Source organism: Exiguobacterium sp. s35, from assembly GCF_018617535.1.
Taxonomy (GTDB): Bacteria; Bacillota; Bacilli; order Exiguobacteriales; family Exiguobacteriaceae; genus Exiguobacterium; species Exiguobacterium aestuarii.
This window is the reverse complement of sequence record NZ_JACSKI010000001.1, coordinates 1,446,032-1,472,028: the sequence shown is the minus strand read 5'-3', so window position 1 is coordinate 1,472,028 and position 25,997 is coordinate 1,446,032. Positions and strand designations below refer to the sequence as shown.

25 protein-coding genes are annotated in these 25,997 nt (G+C 50.0%); 21 read left to right on the top strand and 4 right to left on the bottom strand.

Annotated features, from left to right (window positions below; all coding sequences use genetic code 11):
- Positions 1-82: 82 nt before the first annotated feature.
- The 5 genes from ribD (at position 83) to KNO75_RS07590 (ending at position 4,797) form a co-directional block, all read left to right on the top strand.
- Complete coding sequence (gene ribD, locus KNO75_RS07610) at positions 83-1,147, top strand: bifunctional diaminohydroxyphosphoribosylaminopyrimidine deaminase/5-amino-6-(5-phosphoribosylamino)uracil reductase RibD (protein WP_214820778.1); 1,065 nt, start codon at positions 83-85, stop codon at positions 1,145-1,147.
- Positions 1,147-1,788, top strand: coding sequence for a riboflavin synthase (ribE, locus tag KNO75_RS07605; protein WP_214820776.1), 642 nt, complete (start codon positions 1,147-1,149; stop codon positions 1,786-1,788). The genes ribD and ribE overlap by 1 nt, the downstream gene beginning before the upstream one ends.
- On the top strand, positions 1,788-2,963 hold the full coding sequence (gene ribB, locus KNO75_RS07600; protein ID WP_214820774.1) for a 3,4-dihydroxy-2-butanone-4-phosphate synthase: 1,176 nt from the start codon (positions 1,788-1,790) through the stop codon (positions 2,961-2,963). Before ribE ends, ribB begins: the two co-directional genes overlap by 1 nt.
- 5 nt (positions 2,964-2,968) lie before the next feature.
- The gene (gene ribH / locus KNO75_RS07595) at positions 2,969-3,433 is read left to right on the top strand and encodes a 6,7-dimethyl-8-ribityllumazine synthase (RefSeq protein WP_147538420.1); all 465 of its coding nucleotides are present in this window, start codon (positions 2,969-2,971) and stop codon (positions 3,431-3,433) included.
- 128 nt (positions 3,434-3,561) lie between these two features.
- Complete coding sequence (locus tag KNO75_RS07590) at positions 3,562-4,797, top strand: HD domain-containing phosphohydrolase (protein ID WP_214820772.1); 1,236 nt, start codon at positions 3,562-3,564, stop codon at positions 4,795-4,797.
- A 39-nt stretch (positions 4,798-4,836) separates the two neighbouring features.
- Here KNO75_RS07590 and pruA read toward each other — a convergent pair whose 3' ends face one another.
- On the bottom strand, positions 4,837-6,381 hold the full coding sequence (gene pruA, locus KNO75_RS07585; RefSeq protein ID WP_214786014.1) for an L-glutamate gamma-semialdehyde dehydrogenase: 1,545 nt from the start codon (positions 6,379-6,381) through the stop codon (positions 4,837-4,839).
- Between the two features lie 172 nt (positions 6,382-6,553).
- Between pruA and KNO75_RS07580 the strand changes: the two genes are divergently transcribed.
- The 3 genes from KNO75_RS07580 (at position 6,554) to KNO75_RS07570 (ending at position 9,674) form a co-directional block, all read left to right on the top strand.
- On the top strand, positions 6,554-7,357 hold the full coding sequence (locus KNO75_RS07580) for a hypothetical protein (RefSeq protein WP_214820770.1): 804 nt from the start codon (positions 6,554-6,556) through the stop codon (positions 7,355-7,357).
- A gap of 12 nt (positions 7,358-7,369) precedes the next feature.
- Entirely contained in the window at positions 7,370-7,807 is a 438-nt protein-coding gene (gene bcp / locus KNO75_RS07575) for a thioredoxin-dependent thiol peroxidase (RefSeq protein ID WP_214793617.1), read from the top strand.
- 505 nt (positions 7,808-8,312) lie between these two features.
- Positions 8,313-9,674 (top strand): alanine/glycine:cation symporter family protein, encoded by a 1,362-nt coding sequence (locus KNO75_RS07570; protein ID WP_214745746.1) that lies wholly within the window; start codon positions 8,313-8,315, stop codon positions 9,672-9,674.
- Between the two features lie 35 nt (positions 9,675-9,709).
- Here KNO75_RS07570 and KNO75_RS07565 read toward each other — a convergent pair whose 3' ends face one another.
- Positions 9,710-11,413: a methyl-accepting chemotaxis protein gene (locus KNO75_RS07565; RefSeq protein WP_214793619.1), complete on the bottom strand. Its 1,704-nt coding sequence runs from the start codon at positions 11,411-11,413 to the stop codon at positions 9,710-9,712.
- A gap of 215 nt (positions 11,414-11,628) precedes the next feature.
- On the opposite strand from KNO75_RS07565, the gene gatC reads away from it, so the two are divergent.
- The 11 genes from gatC to KNO75_RS07510 all read left to right on the top strand — a co-directional run bounded on the left by gatC (position 11,629) and on the right by KNO75_RS07510 (position 22,736).
- Positions 11,629-11,919: an Asp-tRNA(Asn)/Glu-tRNA(Gln) amidotransferase subunit GatC gene (gene gatC, locus KNO75_RS07560; RefSeq protein WP_012727041.1), complete on the top strand. Its 291-nt coding sequence runs from the start codon at positions 11,629-11,631 to the stop codon at positions 11,917-11,919.
- 11 nt (positions 11,920-11,930) lie between these two features.
- On the top strand, positions 11,931-13,373 hold the full coding sequence (gene gatA / locus KNO75_RS07555; RefSeq protein WP_214820768.1) for an Asp-tRNA(Asn)/Glu-tRNA(Gln) amidotransferase subunit GatA: 1,443 nt from the start codon (positions 11,931-11,933) through the stop codon (positions 13,371-13,373).
- Between the two features lie 12 nt (positions 13,374-13,385).
- Positions 13,386-14,816: an Asp-tRNA(Asn)/Glu-tRNA(Gln) amidotransferase subunit GatB gene (gene gatB, locus KNO75_RS07550; RefSeq protein WP_214793625.1), complete on the top strand. Its 1,431-nt coding sequence runs from the start codon at positions 13,386-13,388 to the stop codon at positions 14,814-14,816.
- Between the two features lie 63 nt (positions 14,817-14,879).
- The gene (locus KNO75_RS07545; RefSeq protein ID WP_214786002.1) at positions 14,880-15,878 is read left to right on the top strand and encodes a diacylglycerol kinase; all 999 of its coding nucleotides are present in this window, start codon (positions 14,880-14,882) and stop codon (positions 15,876-15,878) included.
- 55 nt (positions 15,879-15,933) lie between these two features.
- Positions 15,934-17,292: a 23S rRNA (uracil(1939)-C(5))-methyltransferase RlmD gene (rlmD, locus tag KNO75_RS07540; RefSeq protein WP_214820760.1), complete on the top strand. Its 1,359-nt coding sequence runs from the start codon at positions 15,934-15,936 to the stop codon at positions 17,290-17,292.
- A gap of 207 nt (positions 17,293-17,499) precedes the next feature.
- Positions 17,500-18,633, top strand: a complete 1,134-nt coding sequence (locus KNO75_RS07535; protein WP_214820758.1) for a nucleotidyltransferase domain-containing protein — start codon at positions 17,500-17,502, stop codon at positions 18,631-18,633.
- A 139-nt stretch (positions 18,634-18,772) separates the two neighbouring features.
- The gene (locus tag KNO75_RS07530) at positions 18,773-19,282 is read left to right on the top strand and encodes a dihydrofolate reductase family protein (RefSeq protein ID WP_251126068.1); all 510 of its coding nucleotides are present in this window, start codon (positions 18,773-18,775) and stop codon (positions 19,280-19,282) included.
- Positions 19,283-19,420: 138 nt separating this feature from the next.
- On the top strand, positions 19,421-20,254 hold the full coding sequence (locus tag KNO75_RS07525; protein ID WP_214820756.1) for a hypothetical protein: 834 nt from the start codon (positions 19,421-19,423) through the stop codon (positions 20,252-20,254).
- Positions 20,255-20,394: 140 nt separating this feature from the next.
- Positions 20,395-21,201, top strand: a complete 807-nt coding sequence (locus KNO75_RS07520; RefSeq protein WP_214820755.1) for a GNAT family N-acetyltransferase — start codon at positions 20,395-20,397, stop codon at positions 21,199-21,201.
- 37 nt (positions 21,202-21,238) lie between these two features.
- Positions 21,239-21,772: a GNAT family N-acetyltransferase gene (locus tag KNO75_RS07515; RefSeq protein ID WP_214820754.1), complete on the top strand. Its 534-nt coding sequence runs from the start codon at positions 21,239-21,241 to the stop codon at positions 21,770-21,772.
- Positions 21,773-21,812: 40 nt separating this feature from the next.
- Positions 21,813-22,736 carry a hypothetical protein gene (locus tag KNO75_RS07510; protein ID WP_214820753.1) on the top strand — a complete coding sequence of 308 codons (924 nt, stop codon included), beginning with the start codon at positions 21,813-21,815 and terminating at the stop codon, positions 22,734-22,736.
- 57 nt (positions 22,737-22,793) lie between these two features.
- Here KNO75_RS07510 and KNO75_RS15105 read toward each other — a convergent pair whose 3' ends face one another.
- Entirely contained in the window at positions 22,794-23,453 is a 660-nt protein-coding gene (locus KNO75_RS15105) for an excalibur calcium-binding domain-containing protein (RefSeq protein ID WP_214820751.1), read from the bottom strand.
- Between the two features lie 209 nt (positions 23,454-23,662).
- On the opposite strand from KNO75_RS15105, the gene KNO75_RS07500 reads away from it, so the two are divergent.
- Positions 23,663-24,082 carry a hypothetical protein gene (locus KNO75_RS07500; RefSeq protein WP_214820749.1) on the top strand — a complete coding sequence of 140 codons (420 nt, stop codon included), beginning with the start codon at positions 23,663-23,665 and terminating at the stop codon, positions 24,080-24,082.
- Between the two features lie 60 nt (positions 24,083-24,142).
- On the opposite strand, the gene KNO75_RS07495 is transcribed toward KNO75_RS07500, so the two are convergent.
- Positions 24,143-25,099, bottom strand: coding sequence for a DUF5692 family protein (locus tag KNO75_RS07495; RefSeq protein WP_214820747.1), 957 nt, complete (start codon positions 25,097-25,099; stop codon positions 24,143-24,145).
- A gap of 169 nt (positions 25,100-25,268) precedes the next feature.
- On the opposite strand from KNO75_RS07495, the gene KNO75_RS07490 reads away from it, so the two are divergent.
- Complete coding sequence (locus KNO75_RS07490; RefSeq protein ID WP_251126067.1) at positions 25,269-25,913, top strand: TetR/AcrR family transcriptional regulator; 645 nt, start codon at positions 25,269-25,271, stop codon at positions 25,911-25,913.
- The last annotated feature ends 84 nt before the right edge of the window (positions 25,914-25,997 follow it).

Sequence of the window (25,997 nt, the reverse complement as noted above, 5' to 3'; positions counted from 1 at the left end):
AAGCGACGAAAACCCTCCCACCAAGACCCTAAGGACCTTTCCTTAGGGTCTTTTGTTTGTACGGAAAAAAGGAGGGAGAACGATGAAACAGTACATGAAACTGGCCATCCAATTGGCGAAATCGGCCGATGGACAGACTGGGGCGAACCCGCTCGTCGGTGCCGTTCTCGTCAAAGACGGTCGCATCGTCGGGCTAGGCGCCCATCTCAAGGCGGGCGAACCGCATGCCGAGGTTCATGCAATCAAGATGGCAGGTGCGGCAGCGAACGGAGCAACACTTTTCGTCACGCTTGAGCCGTGCTCGCATCACGGGAAAACACCACCGTGCGCCGACTTGATTGTAGAGTCCGGAATCAAACGGGTCGTCATCGCCATGGAGGACCCGAACCCGCTCGTTGCCGGAAAAGGAATCATGCGTCTCCGGTCGGCTGGGGTCGAGGTCGAAGTCGGACTGCTTGAAGATGAAGCAAGGGAATTGAATCCAGCGTTCTTGCGAGCGCTCGAGACGAAACGACCGTACGTCATCTTAAAGACGGCGACGAGCCTCGACGGGAAAGTTGCCTTGGAGTCGGGGGAGAGCCAGTGGGTGACGAGTCCAGAAGCTCGTCGTGACGTTCATGAACTACGCGCGACAGTCGATGCGATTTTGACGGGGATTGGAACGGTGCTCGCCGATGATCCGGCACTGACCGTTCGATTGGACCGAGAGACACGTCAGCCTAAGCGAGTCGTCCTCGACCGTGACCTTCGCTTGCCACTCGCGAGCACGCTTGCTCGAACGGCTGAAGACGTACCGGTCCTCCTGTTCACTTCGTCAGACGATGAAGAGAGACGGGAACGGGCGCGTGCTATGGGCATCGAGCTATTCGATTATACGTCGCTAGGGAACATGCTCGAGACATTGTACGCGAACGGGGTTGGGCGCTTGTTGGTAGAGGCGGGACCGACGCTTGTCACGTCCCTTCTTGACGGAGGGTATGTCGATGAATGGGTCGCCTATCAATCACCGCGCGTATTCGGCGGGAAGAACGGCATCTATCGCTCGCAGCAGGAAGGCTCGATCGATGCGATTGCTCGCTTTGGCATTCATCAGGTCGAGACGATTGGACCTGACCTGAAAGTCGTCCTTCGAAAGGGGGCGCTCTGATGTTTACCGGAATCGTAGAAGAAATTGGTTCGGTCAAAGCGGTGAAGCGAAATGGACCGTCCTTACGGCTCGTCCTATCGGGTGCGAAAGTGCTCGAGGACGTGAAGGTCGGGGACAGCATTGCGGTGAACGGGATTTGTCTGACGGTCACGACGTTTGACGCGTCGACGTTCGCTGTTGATGTGATGCCAGAGACGTTGAAAGCCTCCAGTTTAGATGGGGTCAAGCCGGGCACACGAGTCAATCTGGAGCGGGCGATGCCAGCGGACGGACGATTCGGTGGGCATTTCGTGTCCGGACACGTCGACGGCGTCGGACGCATCGCCAAGAAACGTCCACTCGCGAATGCCGTATATGTCGACATTCAATGCGACCGTTCGCTTCTTTCATACATCGTGCCTAAGGGATCGATTTCTGTGGACGGGACAAGTCTGACCGTATTTGATGTATCAGAACGTGGATTTACCCTGTCCTTGATCCCGCACACGTATAGCGAGACCGTTCTCGGATCGAAGCATGTCGGCGACTCTGTCAATTTGGAATGTGATCTGTTAGCAAAATATATGGAAAAATTAGTCGGGCAGTCGAAGATGACACTCGAGTCTTTGGCGTCACAAGGTTATGGAAAGGCGGGATGGTAATGTTTGATTCGATCGATCGAGCGATTGAGGAGTTAAGACGCGGACGTCCCATCATCGTTGTCGATGACGAGGACCGTGAGAATGAAGGTGACTTTGTCGTGCTCGGTGACAAGATGACACCTGAGACGATGAACTTTTTAATCACGGAAGGAAAAGGACTCGTCTGTGCAGCCGTCGCCGAAGAAGTCGCGGCACGCCTTGACCTTGTGCCAATGGTGACGAACAGTACGGACCCACATGGGACGGCATTTACGGTCAGTGTTGACCATGTCGATTCGACGACAGGCATCTCTGCGAGCGAGCGCTCCCATACCGTTCGCGAATTGGCGAATCCGTCATCACGTCCGTCTGACTTTCAACGCCCGGGACACCTTTTCCCACTCATCGCCAAAAAAGGAGGCGTCTCCGTGCGCCGTGGCCATACGGAAGCGTCCGTCGATTTGGCACGACTTGCAGGCAGTGAACCGGTAGCCGTCATCTGTGAAATCATTCGTGAAGACGGGGAGATGGCTCGCGTACCAGACTTGGTGCAAGTCGCCAAACGTCACGAATTGGCCTTCATCACAATCGAGGCGTTGGTCCGATATATGGAGACAGACCTTGTCACGCGCGAAGCGGACGTGTCACTTCCCTCATCAAAAGGCGCGTTTCGGATGATCGGATACGCGAACCGATTCGACCGACACGAGCACGTCGCACTCGTGACCGAGACGCTGTCGGACGTCCCGCTCGTTCGAATTCATTCGGAATGTTTGACGGGAGACGTCTTCGGGTCGTTCCGATGTGATTGCGGTCCACAACTCGATACTGCTATCGGTCGAATCGAACAGGAGTCGGGCATCGTCCTTTATATGCGCCAAGAAGGACGAGGGATCGGACTCGTGAACAAATTGAAAGCATACGCCTTGCAAGAGGAAGGGTTAGACACGGTCGAGGCGAACGAGGCGCTCGGATTCCATCCCGACATGCGTGACTATCGTATCAGTGCGGCGATGCTCCGCGACCTCGGAGTGACCCGTGTTCGCCTCATGACGAACAACCCAGAAAAAGTCGATGCCTTAGAATCATGTGGCATCACCGTCGTCGAACGTGTCCCGCTTCATGTCGGATCGCACGAAGCGAACGAGTCATATCGAATGACGAAACAACTCAAAATGAACCATATCGGAGGATGAATGAGATGACATATACATTTGAAGGAAACTTAGTTGGAGAAGGCTTAAAGATTGGAATCGTCGTCGGACGATTTAACGACTTGATTACGATGCGTCTACTCGATGGAGCGAAGGATGCGTTGAAGCGTCACGGCGTGAAGGAAGAGGACGTCTCGCTCGCTTTCGTCCCGGGTGCGTTCGAGCTCCCGCTCGTTGCGAAAAAAATGGCGATGAGCAAAAAATACGATGCGGTCATCACACTCGGTGCCGTCATCCGTGGCGCAACACCGCACTTTGATTATGTATGTAACGAAGCGGCCAAAGGAATCGCGCAAGCGAGTTATCAATCGGAGGTCCCGGTCATCTTTGGCGTATTGACGACGGAGACGATCGAGCAGGCGATTGAACGTGCTGGTACGAAAGCAGGGAACAAAGGCTGGGAAGCAGCGACGTCAGCCATTGAGATGGCGAACTTGTTAAAGCAAGTGTGATGAAGAACCGGGCGCATCGTCGCTCGGTTTTTTGAATTGGTATAAGCAGGGTAAAAAGACTGAAAATTGGGTAAAATAAACTCATGGAACGATTGATTTCATTTCAGACAATAAGGGAGGTTTGGCACATGGCAACTTCGCATGAATCATTGACGTTACAGTTACAACAACAAGAGCGACTCCATCACCTGCTTTCGTCACTCCTCAATCGCTTTTTAACAACAGAGATTGCGGATTTCAAAAAGCGGGTTGACCAGTCGCTAGCCGAACTTGGACATTATTTCGCGGTCGACCGCGTCTATGTCTTCGATTACGATTTCACGAACCAGGTTTGTCACAACACGTTCGAGTGGTGCGCCGAAGGCATCACCGCCGAAATGGACAATCTTCAAGACGTGCCAATCGATGTGTTGCCCGAATGGGTCAACACCCATGTTGCGGGTGAGACGATGTATATTCCGCGCGTGGCTGATTTACCAGAAAATAGTGTCGTCCGCGGGATTCTCGAACCGCAATCTATTCAAAGTCTGCTCGCAGTCCCGATGATGCAAGGGAAGACGTGCCAAGGATTTGTCGGGTTTGATTCCGTCGTCTCGGAACGGACGTACACGGAATACGAACAACAGGCACTGCAAGACTTCAGTAATGCACTTCTCGGGGCGGTCGAACGACATCGGATCGAGGCGGGACGCGAAGAAGCACAGCGTATCCTTGCCGAGCGGGAAAAAGAAATGATCGATTATCAAGAAGGACTTGTCCGTACACTGTTACGCCTGTCAGCACTCCGCAACAATGAGACGGGGAACCATATCGAGCGGGTGCAGGATTTGTCGACGCTCTTTGCGACGATTTTATATGATCACCATCATCCGGATGTGTCTCCTCTTTTCATCGAAGGGATTCGACTCGCGGCACCGCTTCATGATATCGGAAAGATCTCTGTCCCGGATGCGATTTTATTGAAGGCGAACAAGCTATCCGACCAGGAATGGGTATTCATGAAAGATCACGTGCGCGTCGGGGGCGAGGTGTTGAAGGATCTACAAACACAGTTTCCTCAAAACTACTTTATCCAGATGGCTTACCAGATTGCCCTCTATCATCATGAACGTTGGGACGGGACGGGATATATTAAAGGCTTGAAAGGGGAAGAGATCCCACTTGCGGCACGAATCGTCACCATCATCGACGTCTATGACGCGTTACGGACGGTTCGCCCGTATAAACCGGCCTTCTCCCATGACGATACGATTGTCGCGATGAAAGACATGAATGGAGCGTTCGATCCGACGCTATTTGACCTGTTTTTGCTCCATCAAGAAGAGATGGCCATCATGTTCGAACAGACTTTTAAAGCACACTAATAAAGGAGACGCTCCCCCGAGGGAACGTCTCCTTGTTGATTAGAACGTTTCAGATGTCGTCTTCGCTTGCATGTGGAGTTGGATGTAATCCGGACCACCTGCTTTTGAATCCGTTCCTGACATGTTGAATCCACCGAATGGCTGGTAACCGACGATTGCGCCAGTGCAACCACGGTTGAAGTAAAGGTTACCGACGTGGAAGTTTTGGCGAGCGAACTCTTGGTTCGCGCGGTCACGCGTAAGCACCGCACCAGTCAAGCCGTACTCTGTGTTGTTCGCGATATCGATCGCTTCTTTGAAATCTTTCGCTTTTGTGAATGCAACGACAGGTCCGAAGATCTCTTCTTGCATCAGACGCGCTTTCGGGTCGACGTCTGCGACAACTGTCGGCTCGATGAAGTAGCCCGTTGAATCATCCGCGTTTCCGCCAGCGACGATGCGTCCTTCTTCTTTAGCGACATCGAAATACGATGTGATTTTCTTGAAGGCCGCTGCGTCGATGACAGGTCCCATGAAGTGTTCATTCTTCTCTGTGTTGCCGACAGAGAGTTCGTTCGTAAGTTCGACGACGCGGTCAAGTACCGTGTCATACACACTGTCCACGATGACGGCACGTGAACAAGCTGAACATTTCTGACCTGAGAAACCGAATGCCGATTTGACGATCGATTGTGCAGCGAGTTCGAGATCCGCTGACTCGTCGACGACGATTGTATCTTTTCCGCCCATCTCTGCGATGACGCGTTTGAGCCAGATTTGACCTTCGTTCAATTTAGAAGCACGCTCGTTGATGCGGAGTCCGACATCACGTGAGCCTGTGAAACTGATGAAGCGTGTCTTCGGATGGTCGACGAGGTAGTCACCGACTTCTGCGCCAGGTCCTGGGATGAAGTTGAGCACGCCTTTTGGAAGACCTGCTTCTTCCATCACTTCGACGAATTTCGCAGCGACGATTGGTGTCGTCGAAGCTGGCTTCAAGAGAATCGTGTTACCGGCAACGATTGCCGCGACAGCTGTACCGGCCATGATTGCGAACGGGAAGTTCCATGGGCTGATGACGATCCCGACCCCGAGTGGGATGTAGTCATAACGGTTATATTCGCCTGGACGGCTCTCGACTTTCTTACCTGGCTTGAGTTCGAGCATTTGACGTGCATAGTATTCCATGAAGTCGATTGCTTCTGCCGTATCCGCATCCGCTTCGTTCCATGGCTTACCAGCTTCTTTGACGAGATAAGCCGAGAACTCGTGCTTACGTTTGCGGACGATGTTCGCCGCTTTGAACAAGACGTCTGCACGGACAGCTGGGTCTACGTGGCGCCATGAGTCGAACGCTGTGAGTGCTTCTTGCATCGCACGTTCTGCGAGCTCTTGGTTCGCTTTCGAGACGCGACCAATCACTTCTTCTTTGTTCGCTGGGTTGTAAGACGTGATTTTTCCTTCCGTCGTAACCTTTTCCCCACCGATTACGAGCGGATAGTCTTTCCCAAGCTCACCGTTCACTTTCTCGATTGCCGCTTGGATCGCATCGGCATTCTCTTTTTGTGTAAAGTCTGTGAATGGTTCATGTTTGTATGGAATCATTCTCGTTCCCCCTTAAAGTGATGTTGAGCGTTAAAGCGCTTACGTCTGTATTGTATCGAAATTATCGTAGAAATCCTAGTGAAACAATTTTCCAGAAACACATGCCATTGGAGCGACGATTCGAGACATGGTAGGATGGGGGGAGAACACGGCTTTAGAAAGGACGAACAACATGAAAAAATGGCTCATTCCGCTTCTCCTCGTCTTCACGCTCGGGGCATGTGGGAACGACGAAGAGGCGGTTGTAGAAGAAACGAAACGCGCATTGCCGGATGCTGTTACAGAAGTGTATGCGGACTATCAAGCGGCGCTCGAATCGGGCGATGCCGAGGCGCTCACGGCCATCGATTATGCGGGTCGCTTGACCGACATCCCGGCGACCGGCGCTGTCACGCGTCAGCTTGCCCCAGGAGATATCTATGAGAGTTGGGTCAACGAGGACGAGGACGTGGCGTTTCTCGTCCATGAAATGGTCGACCAAGACGGCACTCCGCTCCCGAACCGCCTCAGTAAAGTTGCTGTGAAAGATGGGGAGGACTGGTCGCTCGTCATCACGCCGACCGCGTTACCAGAGGACGTGATCGCTGAAGTCGGGGAACTTCTCATCGGAGTACAGGCAAACGAATATGGGGTCAACGCGGAAGCGAACGCCCGTCTTGCGGAAGTTCCGGAAGATGAGGCCGGTCCGATTTACGACCGAGTCAATGCCCAGACCGACTATACAGCTTTAGAAGCAGACAATAATGTCTTTCTTCTGATGGCGGAGACGTTGACGGTCGAAGAGAACCAAGCGATCATGGCCGATTACTTTAAAGCGTACGAGAAGTGGTATACCGACAATGAGGCGACGCTTCGAGAAGCGGCCGCCACCGAAGACCCGATCGAGTATATCGAAACACTCGACCCGTTAAAGACAAAACTAGAGGAAGCGATCGATGGTTTTGACGAACAACTCGTCGACCCGTCGTTCGGGTAAGGAGGAAAACAGATGCTCGCACCAACATTTTCATTACCGAACCAAAACGGAGAGATGGTCTCGTTAAAAGACTATTTAGGAAAGAAAGTCGTCTTGTATTTTTATCCGCGTGACTCGACACCCGGTTGTACGACGGAGGCATGTGATTTCCGCGATGCGATGCCGAAGATGGAAGGCGCGGTCGTCATCGGAATTTCAGCGGACAGCCAAAAGAAGCACCAGAATTTTATCGCCAAGAATGAGTTGCCGTTCGACTTGCTCGTCGATGAAGATCACGAAGTGTCTGAGTTGTACGGTGTCTGGCAATTGAAGAAGAATTACGGGAAAGAGTACTACGGTATCGTCCGTTCAACTTTCCTGATCAACGAGGACGGCTACATTCAAGAAGAGTGGCGTAATGTCAAAGTGAAGGGACACGTCGAGGAAGTCGTGTCTGCAATTCATTCGTAAAACGAGCAACTGGAGGAATCGCCTCGAGCGGTTTCAGACTGTAGACAAACCATAGGTCTACAGTCTTTTTTTGACCAATCCAGGCACGGCTCGCTTTCCTAGGGGCAAGCAGTGAGCCGCATCGCGACTTTCGGTCGTTGCTGGGTCTCACTTTGCTTGCTATTCTCTCAGGAGTCTCGCCTGGCTGTACTTGGTCACTCCTCTCAATCCGACACGAGAGGTCTTTGTACTTTTACATCCGACCCATTTCTTATCGAGATGCAGTCCATCGATTAACGATTCATATTGATTGTGAAATCGGTGCTTCTTAGTGCGGAGGTATATTACAATCATATTTCGAAATAAATTTTAAAAAGCGTATGAGAACAAGGGTTCAGGGAAAATATTACAATTATATAACGGCGTGAAAGCGTTTTCTTTAGGTAGTCCACCTTGACTCGATTGTGAATGTTCTGAAAAATATAGGAGAGCGCTCAAATCAAGAACGTAGGAGGAGAGCAACACGGTGAATCAAATTGAAAGTTGGCTGTCGAGTTTATCAAATCTTGTCTGGGGGCCACATTTATTAATCTTACTCGTCGGGACAGGGATTTTCCTGACCGTCCGTCTCGGCTTTATTCAAGTGACGAGGCTTGGTGTCGGCTTGAAAGAGGCCTTTATTCCAAAGAATGAGAAACCGAAGAAGAAACAACGTGGGGACATCTCGCATTTCCAGGCGTTGATGACGGCTTTAGCGGCCACGGTCGGTACCGGAAATATGGTCGGTGTCGCGACGGCAATCGTCCTCGGGGGACCGGGTGCAGTCGTTTGGATGTGGTTATCTGGTTTTGTCGGAATGGCGACGAAATATGCGGAGGCCATCCTTGCGGTCAAATATCGTGTCGTCGATGAACGAGGCGAAATTGCCGGAGGGCCGATGTATTACTTAGAACACGGGCTAAAGAAAAAGTGGCTAGGCATGTTGTTTGCCTTATTCGCATCAGTCGCAGCCTTTGGGATTGGGAACGGGGTACAAACGAACTCAATCAGTCTCGCCTTGAACAATTCGTTCAACGTCCCAATGGTTGTGACAGGAATCGTCATGATGGCGGTGACGGCGTTTGTCATTTTAGGTGGTGTCAAATCGATCGGGAAAGTCGTCGGGATTTTTGTCCCGTTCATGATTCTTGCATATGTCGGAAGTGGGCTCGTGATTCTTATCATGAACCTCGAATTGGTACCGGGTGCCTTATCGACGATGTTCTCGAGCACATTCAGTGCCGAAGCTATCGGTGGGGGTGCGTTAGGTGCCGCGATTCGCTACGGGGTCGCGCGCGGTGTGTTCTCTAATGAGGCAGGACTTGGATCTGCACCGATCGCGGCAGCGGCCGCGAAGACCGACTTCCCAGGACGACAAGCACTTGTCTCGATGACACAGGTCTTGATCGATACGCTCATCGTCTGTTCGATTACCGGACTCACGATTGTCATGGGTGGTCAATACACGGAAGGACTTGAAGGGATTGCCTTGACGCAAGCGTCATTCGCTTATTTCTTAGGACCAATCGGTGAAATCATCGTGACGGTCTCACTCGTCTTCTTCGCCTATTCCACCGTCCTTGGCTGGTGTTATTACGGGGAACGTTCCGCGTACTATTTACTTGGGGAAAAAGTCATCGTCCCGTATCGTGTCCTCTATATTTTAGTCGCAGGGCTCGGTGCAATGACGACGAACTTAAATTTGATTTGGTCCATCTCGGATGTGTTCAACGGTCTCATGGCGATTCCGAACTTGATTGGACTCTTGTTCCTATCAGGTGTCGTCGTCGCCGAGACAAAACGATTCGAACTCGAACGAAAAAAAGAAGCGGTGCAATCTGCCGCCTAATGAGAAACCCGCCGACACGTGTCGGCGGGTTATTTTCATACCTTGAATTGTCGAATCAATGAATCGAGTTCTTCCATCTTTTGTTGCGACTGTTCGGTCGCGCGGTTCAATTCAGCGAAGCGATCGACCGACAGCGTTACTTTTTCAGCGATTTCCTGTGTACCGAGCGCTCCGTTGTTGACGGTCGTCGCCACGTCTTGAATGACACCGATCATGTTCGATGTCAATTGCTCAAGTTCACCCGCAGCAGCGGCGAACTCGGTCGCGGTCGTCTCGAAGCGACCTGCGTCCTCGCTATATTGTCCGGCTGCCTCCTCGAGTTGGTCGTAGTCTTTCAAGACATTCGTATCGAGGAAGTGAAGCATCTGCCCGGAGCTTTCATTCAAGTGGTCGACCGAATGAAGAACGGTCGTCGAGATCGCTTGGATGCGTTCGACGGTCGCCCGGCTCGTCTCGGCGAGTTTACGAATCTCATCGGCGACAACGGCGAATCCACGACCGGCCTCACCGGCACGTGCTGCTTCGATGGAGGCGTTTAGCGATAACAGGTTCGTTTGGGCGGCGATATCAAGGATGTCATTCGTGAGGGTCGCGATTTCCCGTACAGCTTTCGCGTCTTGCATCGCTTTCTCCAAGTTCGTGCGCGTTGAGTGAAGGACGCTAATCGCGTTCTCTTTCGCCTCTACCGCATGTGATTTAAGGGAGAGGGCGCGTTCATCGATTTGTTTCGCTTCGACTTTGCGCTCATCGGCCATGGTCACGATGTGGTGAATCGTCCGTTCCATATCGGATGCAGACGCATTCATCTCTTGCGCGCTTGCCGCGGTCTGTTGCATCCCGGCGGTCAAGTCTTCCGTCGTTGCGGCGGTCGTCGTCATATACGTGTCGAGTTCTTTCAACTCTTCATACATATGTGTCGATTGTTTCGTCACACCCGTTGTGACGTCGTTTACTTGAAGGATCAACTGACGCAAGTTGGCGATGAACTGATTGAAGTCACGGGCAAGTCCAGCGAACTCGTCGCGGCGCTTCACAGGAATCGACGTCGTCAAATCCCCCTCGCTCGTCGCGAGTTCGTGCATCTTCGTCTTGAACTCTTTGAGCGGCTCAAAGATGGAACGGAAGATGAAGAGCATCATGAGGATGGTCATGACGGCAGCGACCCCGAGAACAACGAGGAGCGTCAGCTGAACCTGTTCAAACATTTCAGCTGCTGCGGCCGTGTCTGTCTGAATCGCTTCCCGGTTCAGGTTGACGAGGAGGCCAAGCGAATTCGAGAGGGTGTCCGCACTAGCGGTAGCCGTGTCACGAATGTACGCTTCCGCAGCTTCTGTACCTTCTTCATTTGAAATACGGATAAGTTCATTCATGACGGTCTGGAAGTTGGCCCAATCGGAACTTGCTTGATCGAAGAGCTGTTGATCCTCTTCCATGATAATCGTCGCTTCATATCCATCCATCCGTTGCTCTAAGATGGCGACGGACGCTTGGATATCTCGCTCGATATTTTGTTTCGTCACCGCGTCATCGACGAGGGCGTGGCGAATGAGATGGCGGCGAATTTCGAGCAATTGTTTATCGACTTGATGAATCTGGTCCATCCCCGGTACCCAGGAAACGGTCATATCTTCTTGAGCCGCTTTTGAGGCGTTCAAGGCATACCAAGAGTAACCGCTTACACCAAGAAGCAACACAAACATGATGCTGAAAGCGGTGATTAGTTTATTTCGGATCGACATATGATTCCTCCTTAACGAATCGTTTCTATCATAAGCATAATCAGAATCCGTCGCCGACCGTATAGCTGATTTCGAAAGCGGGTCAATATTCGGGGTGGATTCCCCTAGTTTCATAAAAATGAGACAATTTAGAACGAGATAGATTTCCTTTTTTGTCTTCTGAAAAAGTGGTATGATAATGAACGATGTATTGAAAACTGTTGGAGGTGGGAATTTTGGCTCGTATTACAGAAGCTGAAGTTCGGCACGTCGCCGGACTTGCCCGACTTGCGATCACGGATGAAGAAGTGACGCACTTCACGGAGCAATTGACAAAAATTCTCGAGTTCGCCGAGCAACTCGATGAGCTGGATACAACGGGCGTCGAACCGACGACCCATGCCCTAGATTTGAAAAACGTACTACGCAAAGACGAGGTTCGTCCATCGCTTCCACGTGAGGAAGTCGAACGGATGGCACCTGACTGGGAGAACGGTCAAGTCCGTGTCCCTGCGGTCTTTGAGTAAGGAGGCCTTTCATGAGTTTATTTGACCACGGTGTAGCGAAATTGCATTCGCTATTAAAAGAAGGCGAAGTCACGGTCACGGACCTCGTCAAAGAGTCATTCGATCGTATCGAAGCGACGGATGACAAAATCGGTGCGTTTTTGACGCTCAATGAAGATGCGTTCGAGCAAGCGAAACGCATGGATGAGCTCGCGAAAACTTCAGACGATCCGCTCTTCGGTATGCCAATCGGCGTAAAAGATAACATCGTCACAAAAGGGATGCGCACGACATGTGCCTCGACGTTCCTCGAGAACTTCGTCCCGGCACACGATGCGACAGTTGTGGAGCGTCTTCACGACGCCGGCGCTGTCACGATCGGGAAGTTGAACATGGACGAGTTTGCGATGGGTTCATCGAACGAGAACTCGGCGTTCAAACCGGTCCGTAACCCATGGGACCCGACACGTGTACCAGGAGGTTCTTCAGGCGGTTCAGCGGCATCGGTCGCAGCTGGGCAAGTCCTCTTTAGCCTCGGTTCGGATACGGGTGGTTCGATCCGTCAACCAGCCGCTTATTGCGGTGTCGTCGGTATGAAACCGACATACGGTCTCGTCTCTCGCTTCGGTCTCGTTGCCTTCGCGTCCTCACTCGACCAAATCGGTCCGCTCACGCGTACCGTTGAAGACAATGCTTACTTATTGAATACGATTGCAGGACATTGCGACATGGATTCGACGTCAGCCGAGGTTGAGGTGCCTGACTATACGGCAGCACTTAACCAAGATTTGACGGGGATGAAGTTCGCCCTTCCAGAAGAGTTCATGGCAGAAGGCGTCGCGCCAGGTGTCCGCGAACAAATCGAAAAAGCGATTGAGACACTCAAGTCTCTCGGTGCGACAATCGAGACGGTATCCATCCCGTCCGTGAAGTACGCACTTTCGGCTTACTACTTGCTCGCATCGTCAGAAGCCTCTTCGAACTTGGCTCGTTTCGACGGCATCCGTTACGGACGCCGCGCCGAAGCGGACACGCTCGACGAAGTGTTCACGTATTCGCGTGAACAAGGTTTCTGTGATGAGGTCAAACGCCGGATCATGCTTGGGACATATGCGCTCAGCTCTGGTTATTACGATGCGTTCTACAAGAAAGCACAACAAGTCCGTACCCTCATGAAGCAGGACTTCGCGAAAGTGTTCGAAGAGTACGATGCCATCGTTGGACCTACGGCACCGACGACAGCGTTCAAACTTGGCGAACAGCTCGACGATCCGCTCACGATGTATGCGAACGATATCATGACGATTCCGGTCAACTTGGTCGGCATCCCGGCAATCTCGGTCCCGGCAGGTCTTTCAGAAGGTCTTCCGGTCGGTCTTCAAATTATCGGGAACTACTTTGATGAATCAACACTTTACCGCGTGGCCCATGCTTTTGAACAAGCAAACGGCGGTTTCAAGATGCCACAGCTCTAAGGAGGACGTACGATGAACTTTGAAACGATCATCGGGATCGAGGTGCACGCCGAGCTGAGCACGAAGTCGAAGATTTGGTGTGGCTGCTCACGCACTTACGGTGCCGAAACGAATACACAGACGTGTCCGATTTGTCTCGGACACCCGGGCGTCTTGCCTAAATTGAACGAAGAAGCGGTCAACCTCGCGATCAAAGCGGCGATGGCACTCAATTGTGAGATCGCGACAGATACAAAATTTGACCGCAAGAACTACTTCTATCCTGACACGCCGAAAGCGTATCAAATCTCGCAGTTCGACAAGCCGATCGGCTCGAACGGTCACGTCGACGTTGAAGTGGACGGAGAGATGAAACGATTCCGCATCGAGCGCGTGCACTTGGAAGAAGATGCTGGGAAGATGAACCATACGGGCGAGAAACATTCGGTCGTCGACTTCAACCGGACCGGTTCACCACTCATCGAGATTGTCAGTGAAGCGGATATGCGTTCGCCGAAAGATGCGGTCGCGTATCTCGAACGCTTGAAAGAGGTCCTCTCATTCGCTGGCGTCTCGGACGTCAAGATGGAAGAAGGATCGCTTCGTTGTGACTGTAACATCTCGGTCCGTCCATACGGGCAAGAGAAGTTCGGGACGAAGACGGAGCTCAAGAACTTGAACTCGTTCTCGAACGTCTTGAAGGCACTCGACTTTGAAGAGACACGTCACCGTAAATTGCTTCTCTCAGGCGGCGTCATGCGTCAAGAGACGCTTCGCTATGATGAGGCAGCGAAAAAGACGATTCTCATGCGTGTCAAAGAAGGGGCAGCGGACTACCGCTACTTCCCAGAACCGGACCTCGTCCGTCTCGAAATCGATGAGGCATGGAAAGAGCGCATTCGCGCGACGATCCCAGAGATGCCGGCAGCACGTCGTGAACGCTACATGAGCCAATACGGTCTCTCGGCATACGATGCGAAAGCCCTCACGTCGACGCGTGAGTTCTCGGACTTCTTTGAAGCGACGACAGCGGCTGGGGCTGAACCGAAGGCAGCAGCGAACTGGCTCATGGGTGAAGTACTCGGTCACTTGAACAAGTCGGATGAAACGGTCGAGACGATGAAGTTGACGCCGGAATCACTCGCAGAACTCATCCGCTTGATCGCGGAAGGCACGATTTCATCGAAGATTGCGAAGCGTGTCTTCACAGCGATGATGGAAGAGGGCGCAGAGCCGAAAGCGTATGTCGAAGCGAACGGTCTCGCCCAAATCTCGGACGAGAACTTGCTCCGCGGCTACATCCTCGAATTGTTCGAGGCACATCCGCAAATGATCGAAGACTTCAAGAACGGGAAAGACCGTGCGAAAGGCTTCATCATCGGGCAAATCATGAAACAGACGAAAGGGATGGCGAACCCGGCACTCCTCGATGGCTTGTTCCACGAAGAGATCGCAAAACGCTAAGCAGGCGGCGAGACACTTGTGTCTCGCTTTTCGCTCGAGTTGAGCACAGGGGAGAGAATCAATATGCAACGGAAACGTGCGCGGGTCATTTATAACCCGACATCTGGTAAAGAAGTGATCAAACGGGAACTCCCGTACATTTTGAACCGCCTCGAGGATGCGGGTTATGAGACGTCGACGTATGCGACGAAAGCGATTGGTGATGCCACGCTCGAAGCAAAACGGGCCTCGGCGGCCGAATTCGATCTCATCATCGCCGCAGGTGGAGACGGGACATTGAATGAAGTCATCTCAGGGCTTGCACCGCTTGAGAACCGTCCGACGATCGGGCTCATTCCGGTCGGGACGACGAACGATTTTGCCCGGGCGATGCGAATTCCGCTCAGCGTCGTCGGTGCACTCGACGTCATTTGTGACGGGTTCGAGATGCCCGTCGACCTTGGGGAGATTGAAGGCGAGAAAGGTGACATCCACTATTTCATCAATATCGCTGGTGGCGGGATCATGACCGAACTTTCGTATGAAGTGCCATCGAAGTTAAAAACGGCACTCGGTCAGCTCGCCTATTACGTGAAGGGGATGGAGAAACTACCGCTCATCAAACCGACGTATATCGAGCTCGAGCACGATGAAGGAACGTTCCAAGGAGAAGTCATGGTCTTCCTCACATCGAACTCGAACTCGGTCGGTGGTTTTGAAAAAATCTCACCCCATGCGTCGTTGAATGACGGGTTGTTCGACCTGTTCATCCTTCGGAAATGTAACTTGTTCGAATTCATCCATGTCGTCCGTCTTCTCCTCCGTGGGGAGCATTTATCAAGCTCGCTCGTCGAACATGTGAAGACGAGCCGCGTCAAGATGAAGACGACAGAACCGATGAGTCTCAACATCGACGGCGAGTACGGCGGGGAGTGCACCGGCGAGATGCGGAACTTGTTCCGTCACTTGACGGTACTCGCACCGAACGCCCGAATCCGCGAGATGGAAGATTTGAATGCACAATATGAACGCGAACAGATGATCAAGCAATTGTTCAATGTTTCGCTCGATAAAGCAGAGTGAAAAGATAGGAATGACGACATCAGTCATTCCTATTTGCAATGGAAGGAGCATTCGTATGCTACCAGTGAAAAAGAATGATCGTCTCGATGTCCACGTCCACGATTTGACCCATGAAGGGGCGGGTGTGGCACGTGTCGATGGCTATACGCTGTTCGTTCCGAACGCGTTACCAGGAGAGACGGTCGAAATCGTCGTGACGAAGACGAACAAGCAGTACGGGTTCGCCCGATTGTTGAACGTGAAAGAAGCGAGCGCGGACCGCGTCGAGCCGCCGTGCCCGATCTTTTATCAATGTGGCGGCTGCCAGCTGCAACACTTCAGCTATGAAGGACAACTTCGCCAGAAACGGGAACGCGTCGTCGATGCGCTCAAGCGCCTCGGTCAGTTCGACGTGCCAGTACATGACACAATCGGCATGCCGGAGCCATGGCGCTACCGCAACAAGGCTCAAGTCCCGTTCAAACAAGAAGGAGACCGTCTCGTCTCGGGCTTCTATCGCCCACGTTCGCATGACATCGTTGAGATGAGCGAATGTTTGATTCAAGATGAGCGCAATGACAAAGCCGTTCAAGTCGTTCGCGACGTGTTAGATGCACGTGGTGTGCCGGCGTATGACGAGAAGACCGGACGTGGGGTCATCCGTCACGTCATGGCCCGATATGGATATCATTCGGGTGAACTCATGATCGTCCTCATCACGAAGACGACGAAACTAAAAGGTGTGAATGAAATCGTCGCCGACATCGTCGAGCGTCTTCCGGACGTGACGTCGATCATGCAAAACGTCAACCCGGACAAGACGAACGTCATCCTCGGAGCGACGAACAAGTTGCTCTACGGCCATGAGACGATTGAGGATAAAATCGCAGGACTGACGTTCACGATTTCCCCGCACTCGTTCTTCCAAGTCAATCCGGTCCAAACGGAGAAGCTGTACGGAAAAGCACTGGAGTACGCACAGTTGTCAGGTACGGAGCAAGTGGTCGATGCATATTGTGGTATCGGGACAATCAGTCTGTTCCTCGCCCGAAAAGCGGCTCATGTGTACGGCGTTGAAGTCGTACCAGAAGCCATCGAGGATGCGAAACAGAACGCGCTCGTCAATGAGATGGATAACGTGACGTACGCATGTGGAGCGGCGGAAGACGTGCTCCCGCAGTGGAAGAAAGACGGCGTGAATCCGGACGTGATCGTCGTCGACCCGCCACGAAAAGGCTGTGCCGAATCGTTCCTCGAGACGATGGTCGAGATGGGACCGAAGCGGATCGTGTACGTCTCTTGTAACGTCGCGACGCAAGCGCGCGATATGCGTTATCTCGCCGACCGTGGCTATCGTTTGATGGAAGTGACGCCGGTCGACATGTTCCCGCATACGGCGCATGTGGAGACGGTGGCATGGATGGAGAAAGAGTAGAAAAAGTATATAGTGAAGCGTGTTATAAATTCCTCCAAACAGGTAGTTTGGGGGAATTTTTTGTGTAAATTTGTACGAGAAACAAGAAGCTCAAAGATTTTTACCTTGCGTTTCAGCTACTCTTAATTCACCATTATTTATAGATAATCATCCATAATATTACAGATGAAATCGGATTTCAAAGGTTGGAAAAAGGGGTGAATACAAGTGGTTGACGTTTTTAAAGTTGCCGAAGTACTCGTTGAGAATGTAAAAGAAAACTATGGGACGGACGTTGGAATAGTAGCTTATTACGGCTCTTATGCTACTGGGGAAGCATCGGAGACTTCTGACCTGGACATGTTTTACATTCCGGATGAGGGGAAAAAGGTTCCGCTCTACAGCTCTTTCATCTTTCAAGAACTGCCTTTCGAGTTTTGGCCGGTTTCCTGGGAATTCGCTGAAAAAATTGCTTCAGGAAAGCAAAGTTATGCGGTGGCGCCATCACTCATAGCAAACGCAAAGGTGCTTTACTCAAGATCTGAACAGGATTTAAAAAGGTTTAACTCACTTCAAGAGAAAATCGTAAAGTTGCAAAAACCTGAGAATAAACGAGTGATGATGAAAGAGGCAGAGGAAGTGTATAAAGACATCCCGTTCTACTTTGAAAAGCTGGCCTTGTCGATCAAAGAGAACGATGTCGCTTCGATCAGGACGGCCGCACTGGAGTTTATTGATACATCTGTAGACTGTCTGGCTCTCATAAATCAAACCTACTTCAACAGAGTGTGGTGGGCGAATGATGAAAAGCTCCAATCCTTTGAAATTAGACCTGAAAAACTGTTGGAATGGATCCGGACAATATCGACTTCCGAAAATTTTCGTGAAATTGAAGAGACTGCGCTGAGGCTAAAGGAAGAAATAAGAGAATTATTGCTGGCCGAACAAAAACGACTCGGAGAAAGAGAGCCGTTTCAAGAGGTATTCAAGGGTTATTATCCTGGAGTTTTTGAATATACGAATAAAGTGCTTTCAGCATGCAACAAGGAAAATGAAATCGCTATGTTCGCAGCTGCGACGAAACTACAGAATGAAATGACTTTGATGCTTTCCACTTCTTATGATGAAACTGATTATTCAAGCCTTCGCATCTATAAAGAATACCGAAAGATCTATGATGATCTGGAACTACCGGATGTAGCTGCTCATTTGCATCGTGGTGATTTTGATATCGTTTCTGAAAAAATACAGACGTTTGATGAGCGGGCCATGGAACTGATGAAAGGAAATGCAGTCGCGATCAATAAGTTTGAAGAATTAGAAGAATTAAGAGTGTATATAAACGAAACATCCAATGAATAACACATTCTTATAAACACATGTGAATGCGATGGCGATGATGGAGAAAGTAGAATAAGATGAGATAAAGTAGCCTTCGATTGTTGAGATTGGAGGCTTTTTTGTACAGTAAAATGAGGGGGGTTGAAAATGAGAAAAATTATTGTGTTGGAACATCTGTCGTTGGACGGCGCCATTTGCGAGCACAGAATTAGGGAGACTGATCCGGGGGCAGATGCATCGTGAGTTCGATTTGTTGTTGGGAAGAAGAACATATGAACTATGGGCAGATTATTGGCCAAATCATGCAGAGATTTGGCCGGAAGCGAACGCTGCTACCAAATATGTGGCTTCAACGACACAACGTGATTCATTGTTGGGACAGGACGTATTTCTATCCGAACCGGTTGAGCAATTGAAAGAATTAAAGCAAGCAGATGGACCGGACTTTCATGTGTGGGGAAGCAGTGAACTCGTGAAAACCTTGTTGCACCACGATCTCGTTGACGAGTGCCGGTTCATCCACTACCCGATTATCATCGGTTCTGGAAAGCAGTTGTTCCCGAACGACGGTTTGAATCCTCTTACTTTCCAGGTGACTGAGCATCATTCCCTTCTAAACGGGGTATCGGTCGTGCACTATAAACGGAACGTTGATGTAGAGCGTGCGTGAATGAAATGACATGGATAGACGTCAACAAGGCGTCTATCCATTTTTATTTAACCTGATAAGAAATTTTACCTAGATGAACCGACCGGATTTTGTACACTGATTTTACGAAATCAGTTCGACAAGAATGGGGATTGAAGAATGGAACATAAAAAATGGATCAAACGGATATTGAAAAAGGGACGCGAGTTGTTCAGCCATTCAATTTCGGAGAATGGAGAGAACTATTCAGGGCAGGCCGACACCCGGTCCTCTCAACAAAACACGATTCAACAGCATGATGCCGGGACTTTGCACATATTTACGCTAGAGGACACCAAGCCGGAGACGGAAATTGAGGAAGCTTCTCCGGAAGAACGGAGAATGAGAGTATTTTCGGATGGCTGGAGAAAGTCCTTTGATGACCCGGAACGCGTCATTCGTGAGTTTTCAAAAATTCGTGTGAAAGAAGAATTCAAATTGGAAGCCTACCAATTCGTAGAAGGAGAAAACGGGAACGGCATCGTTTGGGCCATTCCGGCAGACCAACCATTGCCGGAACCTGAGGAGTGTAAACGATTATCGGAATATTTATTGTCACCGCCTAAGCCGGAGATGGCGCTAGATGATTTTATGGAAGCGATAGATGGAGACGGCAGTCCATTATCGTATTTGCAGGCAGCGCTTGCCTATCACGAACTTCAGGAGTTTGGCGCGATGTGGCACGGTGTGTCCTGGTGGGAGTCCGAGATATTGACGTCAGACAATACGTACGAATGGGAGTTCACAGAGGGGCATTCGATGCCAGACTTGATGGATCCGCATTTTTATTATAATTCAGAAGGAAAACCGGTCGTCGTCTTCCATACATTGAACCCGATTGGAAGTGCATCTCTCAGCCGCCATGAACACACGTTTGAACCGTCTCGTTATGGGATGAAGTTTAAAAGAATCACGCTCGGTTATGCAAAAAACGCTAAGATTATAATTTTCTAAACCATTCGTCACGAAGATCCCTAATCACAGGAGAATAGGGATCTTTTTTCTGCGTTATTCGAAAGGAAAGAACTTGTCGACTAGCGAATTTCTTAACCGAAGAAACTGTGCACGTACATTAAATGAATGGAGACCACCGTATGAACATTCAAATCATCAATCCGAACGAGGATCAGTACGGCAATGCGAAGGAAAACATTTTTTTGGCGTTTGACGAACAGGATGAATTTTTGGGGTATGCTTTCGTCTACCCGTCGATTAACACGCATCAAACGGGGGACACGCCTTATTTATTGTTCATTCAAGTCAATACGAATCAAGATTATGTGCGGCAATCTCTTTTTGACCAAGTGTACAATCGTGCCAAGACGTTGCGGGCGTTGCAACCTGATTTGAAGGCACATATTTATACAGGCTTCGAGCCGGATGAGGAGAAGCTTGCGTTTTACGTGAAGAACGGATTTGACCCGCAATACACCGTTGTCATGGAAAAAGAATTAGAGGATACTCAGGCAATCCGTCTTTCCGAAAACCTGCACGTGGAGGAAATGGACACGGAAGACGAGGATGTGCTGGCAAGCTATAAGGCGATGTATGACGACATGTTCGTCACGCCGCTCGACCTTGAGGCATTCGAAGCGCAATCCAAGAACAAGCACTTCCGAAACTTTGTATTTTCCATCGACGGTGAATTAGTCGGTGGCTGTACCGTCTTTGAGGACGAGGGGGTCGGGCATGTCGAGACGTTGTATGTGTTGGCGTCATACCGTGGTCAAGGAATCGGGAAGCAAATTATGCAATTTCTCTTCAACTACTTTAAATCGGTCGGTTTGAAAAAGTCGAAGCTGGAAGTGTGGGAGCTTAATCAAGCGGCGGTCAAGCTGTATCAAGGATTGGGTTATAAAATCGTAAACACACATTTGATGTTTCCTGGAGTGGACGGGTGAAGGGCCATCCAGTAGGTCACGAGAGATGAGGAATGGGATGGAAATTAGAGAAGTGTTGGAGTTTGACCTTGATGAGGTGATGGAACGTCAACTGCGGGAGCTACTGATGGCATCGTTCGCCCCGCTTTATCCGAAGCGGACTTTTTTCAAGCAAACACCGCATCAACGCCTGATCGCGTTTGATGAGAGTCGTGTCATCGGCCAAGTCGGTTTAGACTATCGGGTGATGAATCTGGATGGGGTGCCGGTACGCGTGCTCGGCATCATCGATCTGTGCGTGCAGGAAGACGAACGTGGAAACGGCGTCGGGAAGAAGCTCGTGGAAGCAGTGGTCGCGCTCGGCGAACGGAAAGCTGTCGACTTCGTCTTGTTGTTCGCTGACCGGGACGACCTGTACGTGAAAACAGGATTCGTCCATGCGACCAATCCGTGTACGTGGCTTCAAATCAATGACCAACAGTTGACGACGCATGGGATTGGCGAGGATACATTCACAGAATTGATGATTCGACCTGTCGGCGACAAGCTGTGGACGGAAGGAACACTCGATTTTCTAGGGTATTTATACTAGAAGAGATTCAAGGTACACCTTAATCAAGCGGGAGGACGAGATGAAGCAATTACAACAAACACAGTTCGAACAGATTGAAGCTTACGTCGGCAATCATGGACGGGCATTGGAACGGGCAAAATGGAATGTCGACTTTCGAGGTGGGACGACGGACGAAATCGTCGCGGCGCTCCTGGCGTATCAAAACGCGGATGGTGGATTTGGCAACGGGCTCGAGGCGGATATTCAAATGCCTGACTCGTCTAGCATCGCGTCCGCTGAAGCGATTTTGATCGCATACGAATATGATCTTGATTGCAGTCAGCCGTGGTTTGTCGATCTGCTCGACTATTTTGAGCAGACGCTCCATACGGATGTCGAGCTTGCATCGTTTTGGGAGAAAGTTCCGAAGCAAGTCGACGATCATCCGCACGCCCCGTGGTGGAACTATGCAAAAGAAGAGCGGTTTTCTCCGAATCCTTCTGCCATCGTCGCATCGGCTTTTTTGACGTACGGTGACGAGGGGCAACGAACGATCGGTCTTCAGATTGCCAAGCGGTGTCTCGAGTTTTTGACGAGCGACGCCCCGTGCTATATGCATGACTGTTTTTGCCTGCAAGTCCTCGCGGAGACGCTGCAGGAGATACAGCCCGAACTGTGGGATGAGACGGCAGAGCGGCATTTGGAGAGGCGGATACGGGAATGCCTACATACAGATCCTTCTCAATGGATGGACTACGTCGCGCAGCCACTCGATTTCGTCAACTCTCCAAGCTCACCGTGGTATCCTCTCGTCGAGCCGTATGTGGAACAGAATATTGACTATTGGATCGATTCGTTGAATGAAGACGGATATTGGCAACCGAACTTCTCTTGGGGAGTCGAGAACGAGCTCGCGCATCGGGTGACCGTGATTTGGCGGTGTGTCCTTGCGGTGAAACGAACGAAGAAGCTTTGGAAGTTTGGGGTTTTTCAACAAAATTGAAGGAATGACGTGGAATAGACCTGTCCCTTTTATGATACAAGGGATCAGGTCTATTTTTCATGATTCACATGCCCAACCATCGTTGTCACGGTCCATCTTCGATTGGTAAGCAGGGTGGTCTGAAGACACGCCCCCAGGATACGTTCCGCGTAAGTCGGTACAGTTTTGGAAATACTCGGTCTTCGTCGTGGATTGTGAGTTCGTGGAAGCCTGGGCTTGCTGTTCGAACTCTTTTTTCGCCTTGGCGATCGCGGCTTCCGTTTTGGCGGCCTCTTCTTGGCGGATAGCGGCAATCTCTGCATCAGCACGCTTTTCTGCCGCGGCTTTGGCGCTTTCCAGTTCAGAATCAAACTGTTCACGCATTTTCGTTTCCATGTCTTTAATGGTTTGTTCGGTCGTTTCTTTCGTCGCCTCTAGTTGCTGAAGAAGAGATGCGTTTTCTACTTTGAAGTCATCGAGTTGTGCCTGCAGGTTGTTCTTCTCAGCCACAATATCGTTCTTTTCTTTTTTCAAACTAGCCAGTTCCTGATGTAAATGTTCAGCGCTTTCTGAATCCCCACTACTAAAGGCGACCCCCAGGAAGAGTAACAGCACAATTGTGACGGATAGACGAATGAGAACTGGGAATTTTTCAAAACGCCACATTAAGATGAGACCGACCGGAAAGAATAGAATCAGCATCAACACGACAAACCATGTCTTTTCATAATATTTCATATGAACTCCTCCACTCTTCAAGTCATACACGCCGATGCACTCTTTTCATTTTTTATGAAATCCGCAAAAAATCACAAGCTATTCGGCATGTTATGAAGTGATTATTCGATTTTCATGACGTTTGTTATCAGGCACCGAGGAAATTTGATCAGATAAGGCGAAATGAAAAGAAAGGTTTCTCGTGATATTTATAGAAAAGGAGGAAAACGATGAAGCAATACGTGATGAAACATGCGAAATCGCCGTTGTCCTTTCAACGGGCGGTCGTGTCCGACGTATCTGTCTCGAAAGATGCGATCCGGTTTGAGTTTGCGAACGGGATCGAAGACCGGTTCAAAGAGCGAACGCGGTGGACGTCTCGTGCCGTTGTGGTCGTACCTCGGGTGGATTGGGAAGAGTCATCGATTACCCGATTTCATGAGGCGACGTATGACATTATGCCGATGACAAAGCTACGTGACGTCGTTAAAAGTGGCTGTTTGGAAATCGTTGGAGAATTGTATGGAGAAAATCGTCTGTTGTTCAGTTGTATGTGGTTAACCGATACAGCGTACTTGGAAGTTGAAATAAGTGTTCATTACTTAGGTGAACCCATTGTTCAATGGGAGAATGGCATGATTGAGACATAAGAAAACCGAACGGATGAATGAATCGTTATTGGTTCATTCATCCGTTCGGTTTATAAGGTGTTAATACACTTTTGCGATGTCTCCATTTGGATATTCATTTCCGTCACGGAGTGCATTGACGTCTTTGTATTCTTCCGTATCTGTCCAAATCTCGTCAGTCAATGGATTGAGGCGACGTTTGACGATACGTGATCCTTGCATGACCGCAAGGACGACGTTTAGTGTCAAACTTATGATTGCGAGTGTCCAGTTCGCGGCAGGGTTGTAAGAGACGCTCACGTTAAACGTACTACCGATAGCGAAGAAGTAAGGGAATGTCATGACCCACATCATCCATATCGTAAGAGTTTGTGCCCGGTTTTGCATCCACGTTCCTTTCGCCCAAAGGAGGACTGGTATCGTAGCTGCGATATTTAAAGCAAATCCAGAATAGAATGCGTTACCTGGTGCGCAAGAGTAGACATATGAGATGTTCCAAATTCCGTAAGCGATGATCCACAACTTCGTCTGGTCTGGCCAAATCATATCGATTTTCTTTCCGGAAGTCGCGAATATGCCGAACCATCCGCAAATTAAGAGAACGTTCAAAATACCAGCGAAGGCGTTCACATAGTTCCAGCCCCCTGAGATATAGTACATTCCATCGACTACCCCTTCAAATCCCATAAACCCGACTTGAAATTCTCGGATGACAGCCTCCACGATATTAATCGCCAGGATGGCAGGGACGAGAATTAAATACCAAGGATGTTTCTTGTGATAATTGGTGAAACGAATGACCATGTAAATGAGTGAACCGGTCAAGGCAGAATACACTTTTACCCAGTGGAACCATGAGGTAATGTCTGAGTCGACGACGAATAGCCAAATCGGTGTCAGGGCGATTGGCAAGGCGATGAACATCAATTGACTAGACCGTTTGCTTGAACGGACAATCTCGTTCAATCCGATCAGTAAACCGAGGACGACAAACCACATGGCAAAATTGTACCAAGGGATCGATTCGAAGAAGAACATATGAAGCGCTCCTTTCAATAGTGAGTAAAAAAAATAATATCCATACGATAAACATACCGAACGTTCGTTATGTTTATGTGAAAATATTAACAATCGAATGTAAGCGTTGTCAACATCGCGTGGTTGCTCACATTGAAGTGTGGATAGTCCGACATATGATTGTGGTATAATGAGACATTATAAAACGAGAGGGATGTCGGAGATGATGAATGAAGGGAAGCTCAAGATATTACAGGCCGCACGCGAAGTCATCGTCGATCAAGGAATACAAGGTACGACACTTCGAGCAGTTGCTGAACGCGCAGGTGTCAGTACAGGTGCTATTTATCACTATTACTCTTCCAAAGAAGACATTCTCTATGACGTGATGGACGAAGGACTTGGTGAAATCAAACGAATTGCAACCGTCTCTTTAGAAGACAGAAAAGAAGCGGGAGATATCATTCAAGAGATTTATGACGGGATGCAGGAGCGGTTTCAAAAAGACGCAGAGAATCGGCTCCAGTTTTACCTTGCTCATGAAGCGATGGTCGGAAACGAGGATATTCAGCAAAAATTTAAAGAAAAGTATGAGAACTGGATCACGCGGGTTGAAGCGATTTTTGTCCGAGCTTACGGTGTTGAGAAAGGACCTTCGACACGGGCGGTCGCAACGTGGACGATGGCCGGGATTGACGGGATGGTCTTACAAACATTGTTACAGACCGGTACGATTGACCAAGCACAGACAAACAGGGTACTGCATTATTTGCTGACAGAAGGGTTTCCGCACTTCTTTGAGCTAATTCATTCACGAGACGCAGTAAACGAGTAAAGTCAGTTGATACAATCCAGCAGACATAATAGAATAGATAAGTGATTTTGTTGGACTGTATTTTAGAAAGGAACTGATTTTACG

Coding starts and splice junctions, on each gene's coding strand:
- ribD (WP_214820778.1), top strand. CDS start 83: ATGAAACAGTACATGAAACTGGCCATCCAATTGGCGAAATCGGCCGAT.
- ribE (WP_214820776.1), top strand. CDS start 1,147: ATGTTTACCGGAATCGTAGAAGAAATTGGTTCGGTCAAAGCGGTGAAG.
- ribB (WP_214820774.1), top strand. CDS start 1,788: ATGTTTGATTCGATCGATCGAGCGATTGAGGAGTTAAGACGCGGACGT.
- ribH (WP_147538420.1), top strand. CDS start 2,969: ATGACATATACATTTGAAGGAAACTTAGTTGGAGAAGGCTTAAAGATT.
- KNO75_RS07590 (WP_214820772.1), top strand. CDS start 3,562: ATGGCAACTTCGCATGAATCATTGACGTTACAGTTACAACAACAAGAG.
- pruA (WP_214786014.1), bottom strand. CDS start 6,381: ATGATTCCATACAAACATGAACCATTCACAGACTTTACACAAAAAGAG.
- KNO75_RS07580 (WP_214820770.1), top strand. CDS start 6,554: ATGAAAAAATGGCTCATTCCGCTTCTCCTCGTCTTCACGCTCGGGGCA.
- bcp (WP_214793617.1), top strand. CDS start 7,370: ATGCTCGCACCAACATTTTCATTACCGAACCAAAACGGAGAGATGGTC.
- KNO75_RS07565 (WP_214793619.1), bottom strand. CDS start 11,413: ATGTCGATCCGAAATAAACTAATCACCGCTTTCAGCATCATGTTTGTG.
- gatA (WP_214820768.1), top strand. CDS start 11,931: ATGAGTTTATTTGACCACGGTGTAGCGAAATTGCATTCGCTATTAAAA.
- gatB (WP_214793625.1), top strand. CDS start 13,386: ATGAACTTTGAAACGATCATCGGGATCGAGGTGCACGCCGAGCTGAGC.
- KNO75_RS07545 (WP_214786002.1), top strand. CDS start 14,880: ATGCAACGGAAACGTGCGCGGGTCATTTATAACCCGACATCTGGTAAA.
- rlmD (WP_214820760.1), top strand. CDS start 15,934: ATGCTACCAGTGAAAAAGAATGATCGTCTCGATGTCCACGTCCACGAT.
- KNO75_RS07525 (WP_214820756.1), top strand. CDS start 19,421: ATGGAACATAAAAAATGGATCAAACGGATATTGAAAAAGGGACGCGAG.
- KNO75_RS07520 (WP_214820755.1), top strand. CDS start 20,395: ATGAACATTCAAATCATCAATCCGAACGAGGATCAGTACGGCAATGCG.
- KNO75_RS07515 (WP_214820754.1), top strand. CDS start 21,239: ATGGAAATTAGAGAAGTGTTGGAGTTTGACCTTGATGAGGTGATGGAA.
- KNO75_RS07510 (WP_214820753.1), top strand. CDS start 21,813: ATGAAGCAATTACAACAAACACAGTTCGAACAGATTGAAGCTTACGTC.
- KNO75_RS15105 (WP_214820751.1), bottom strand. CDS start 23,453: ATGAAATATTATGAAAAGACATGGTTTGTCGTGTTGATGCTGATTCTA.
- KNO75_RS07500 (WP_214820749.1), top strand. CDS start 23,663: ATGAAGCAATACGTGATGAAACATGCGAAATCGCCGTTGTCCTTTCAA.
- KNO75_RS07495 (WP_214820747.1), bottom strand. CDS start 25,099: ATGTTCTTCTTCGAATCGATCCCTTGGTACAATTTTGCCATGTGGTTT.
- KNO75_RS07490 (WP_251126067.1), top strand. CDS start 25,269: ATGAGACATTATAAAACGAGAGGGATGTCGGAGATGATGAATGAAGGG.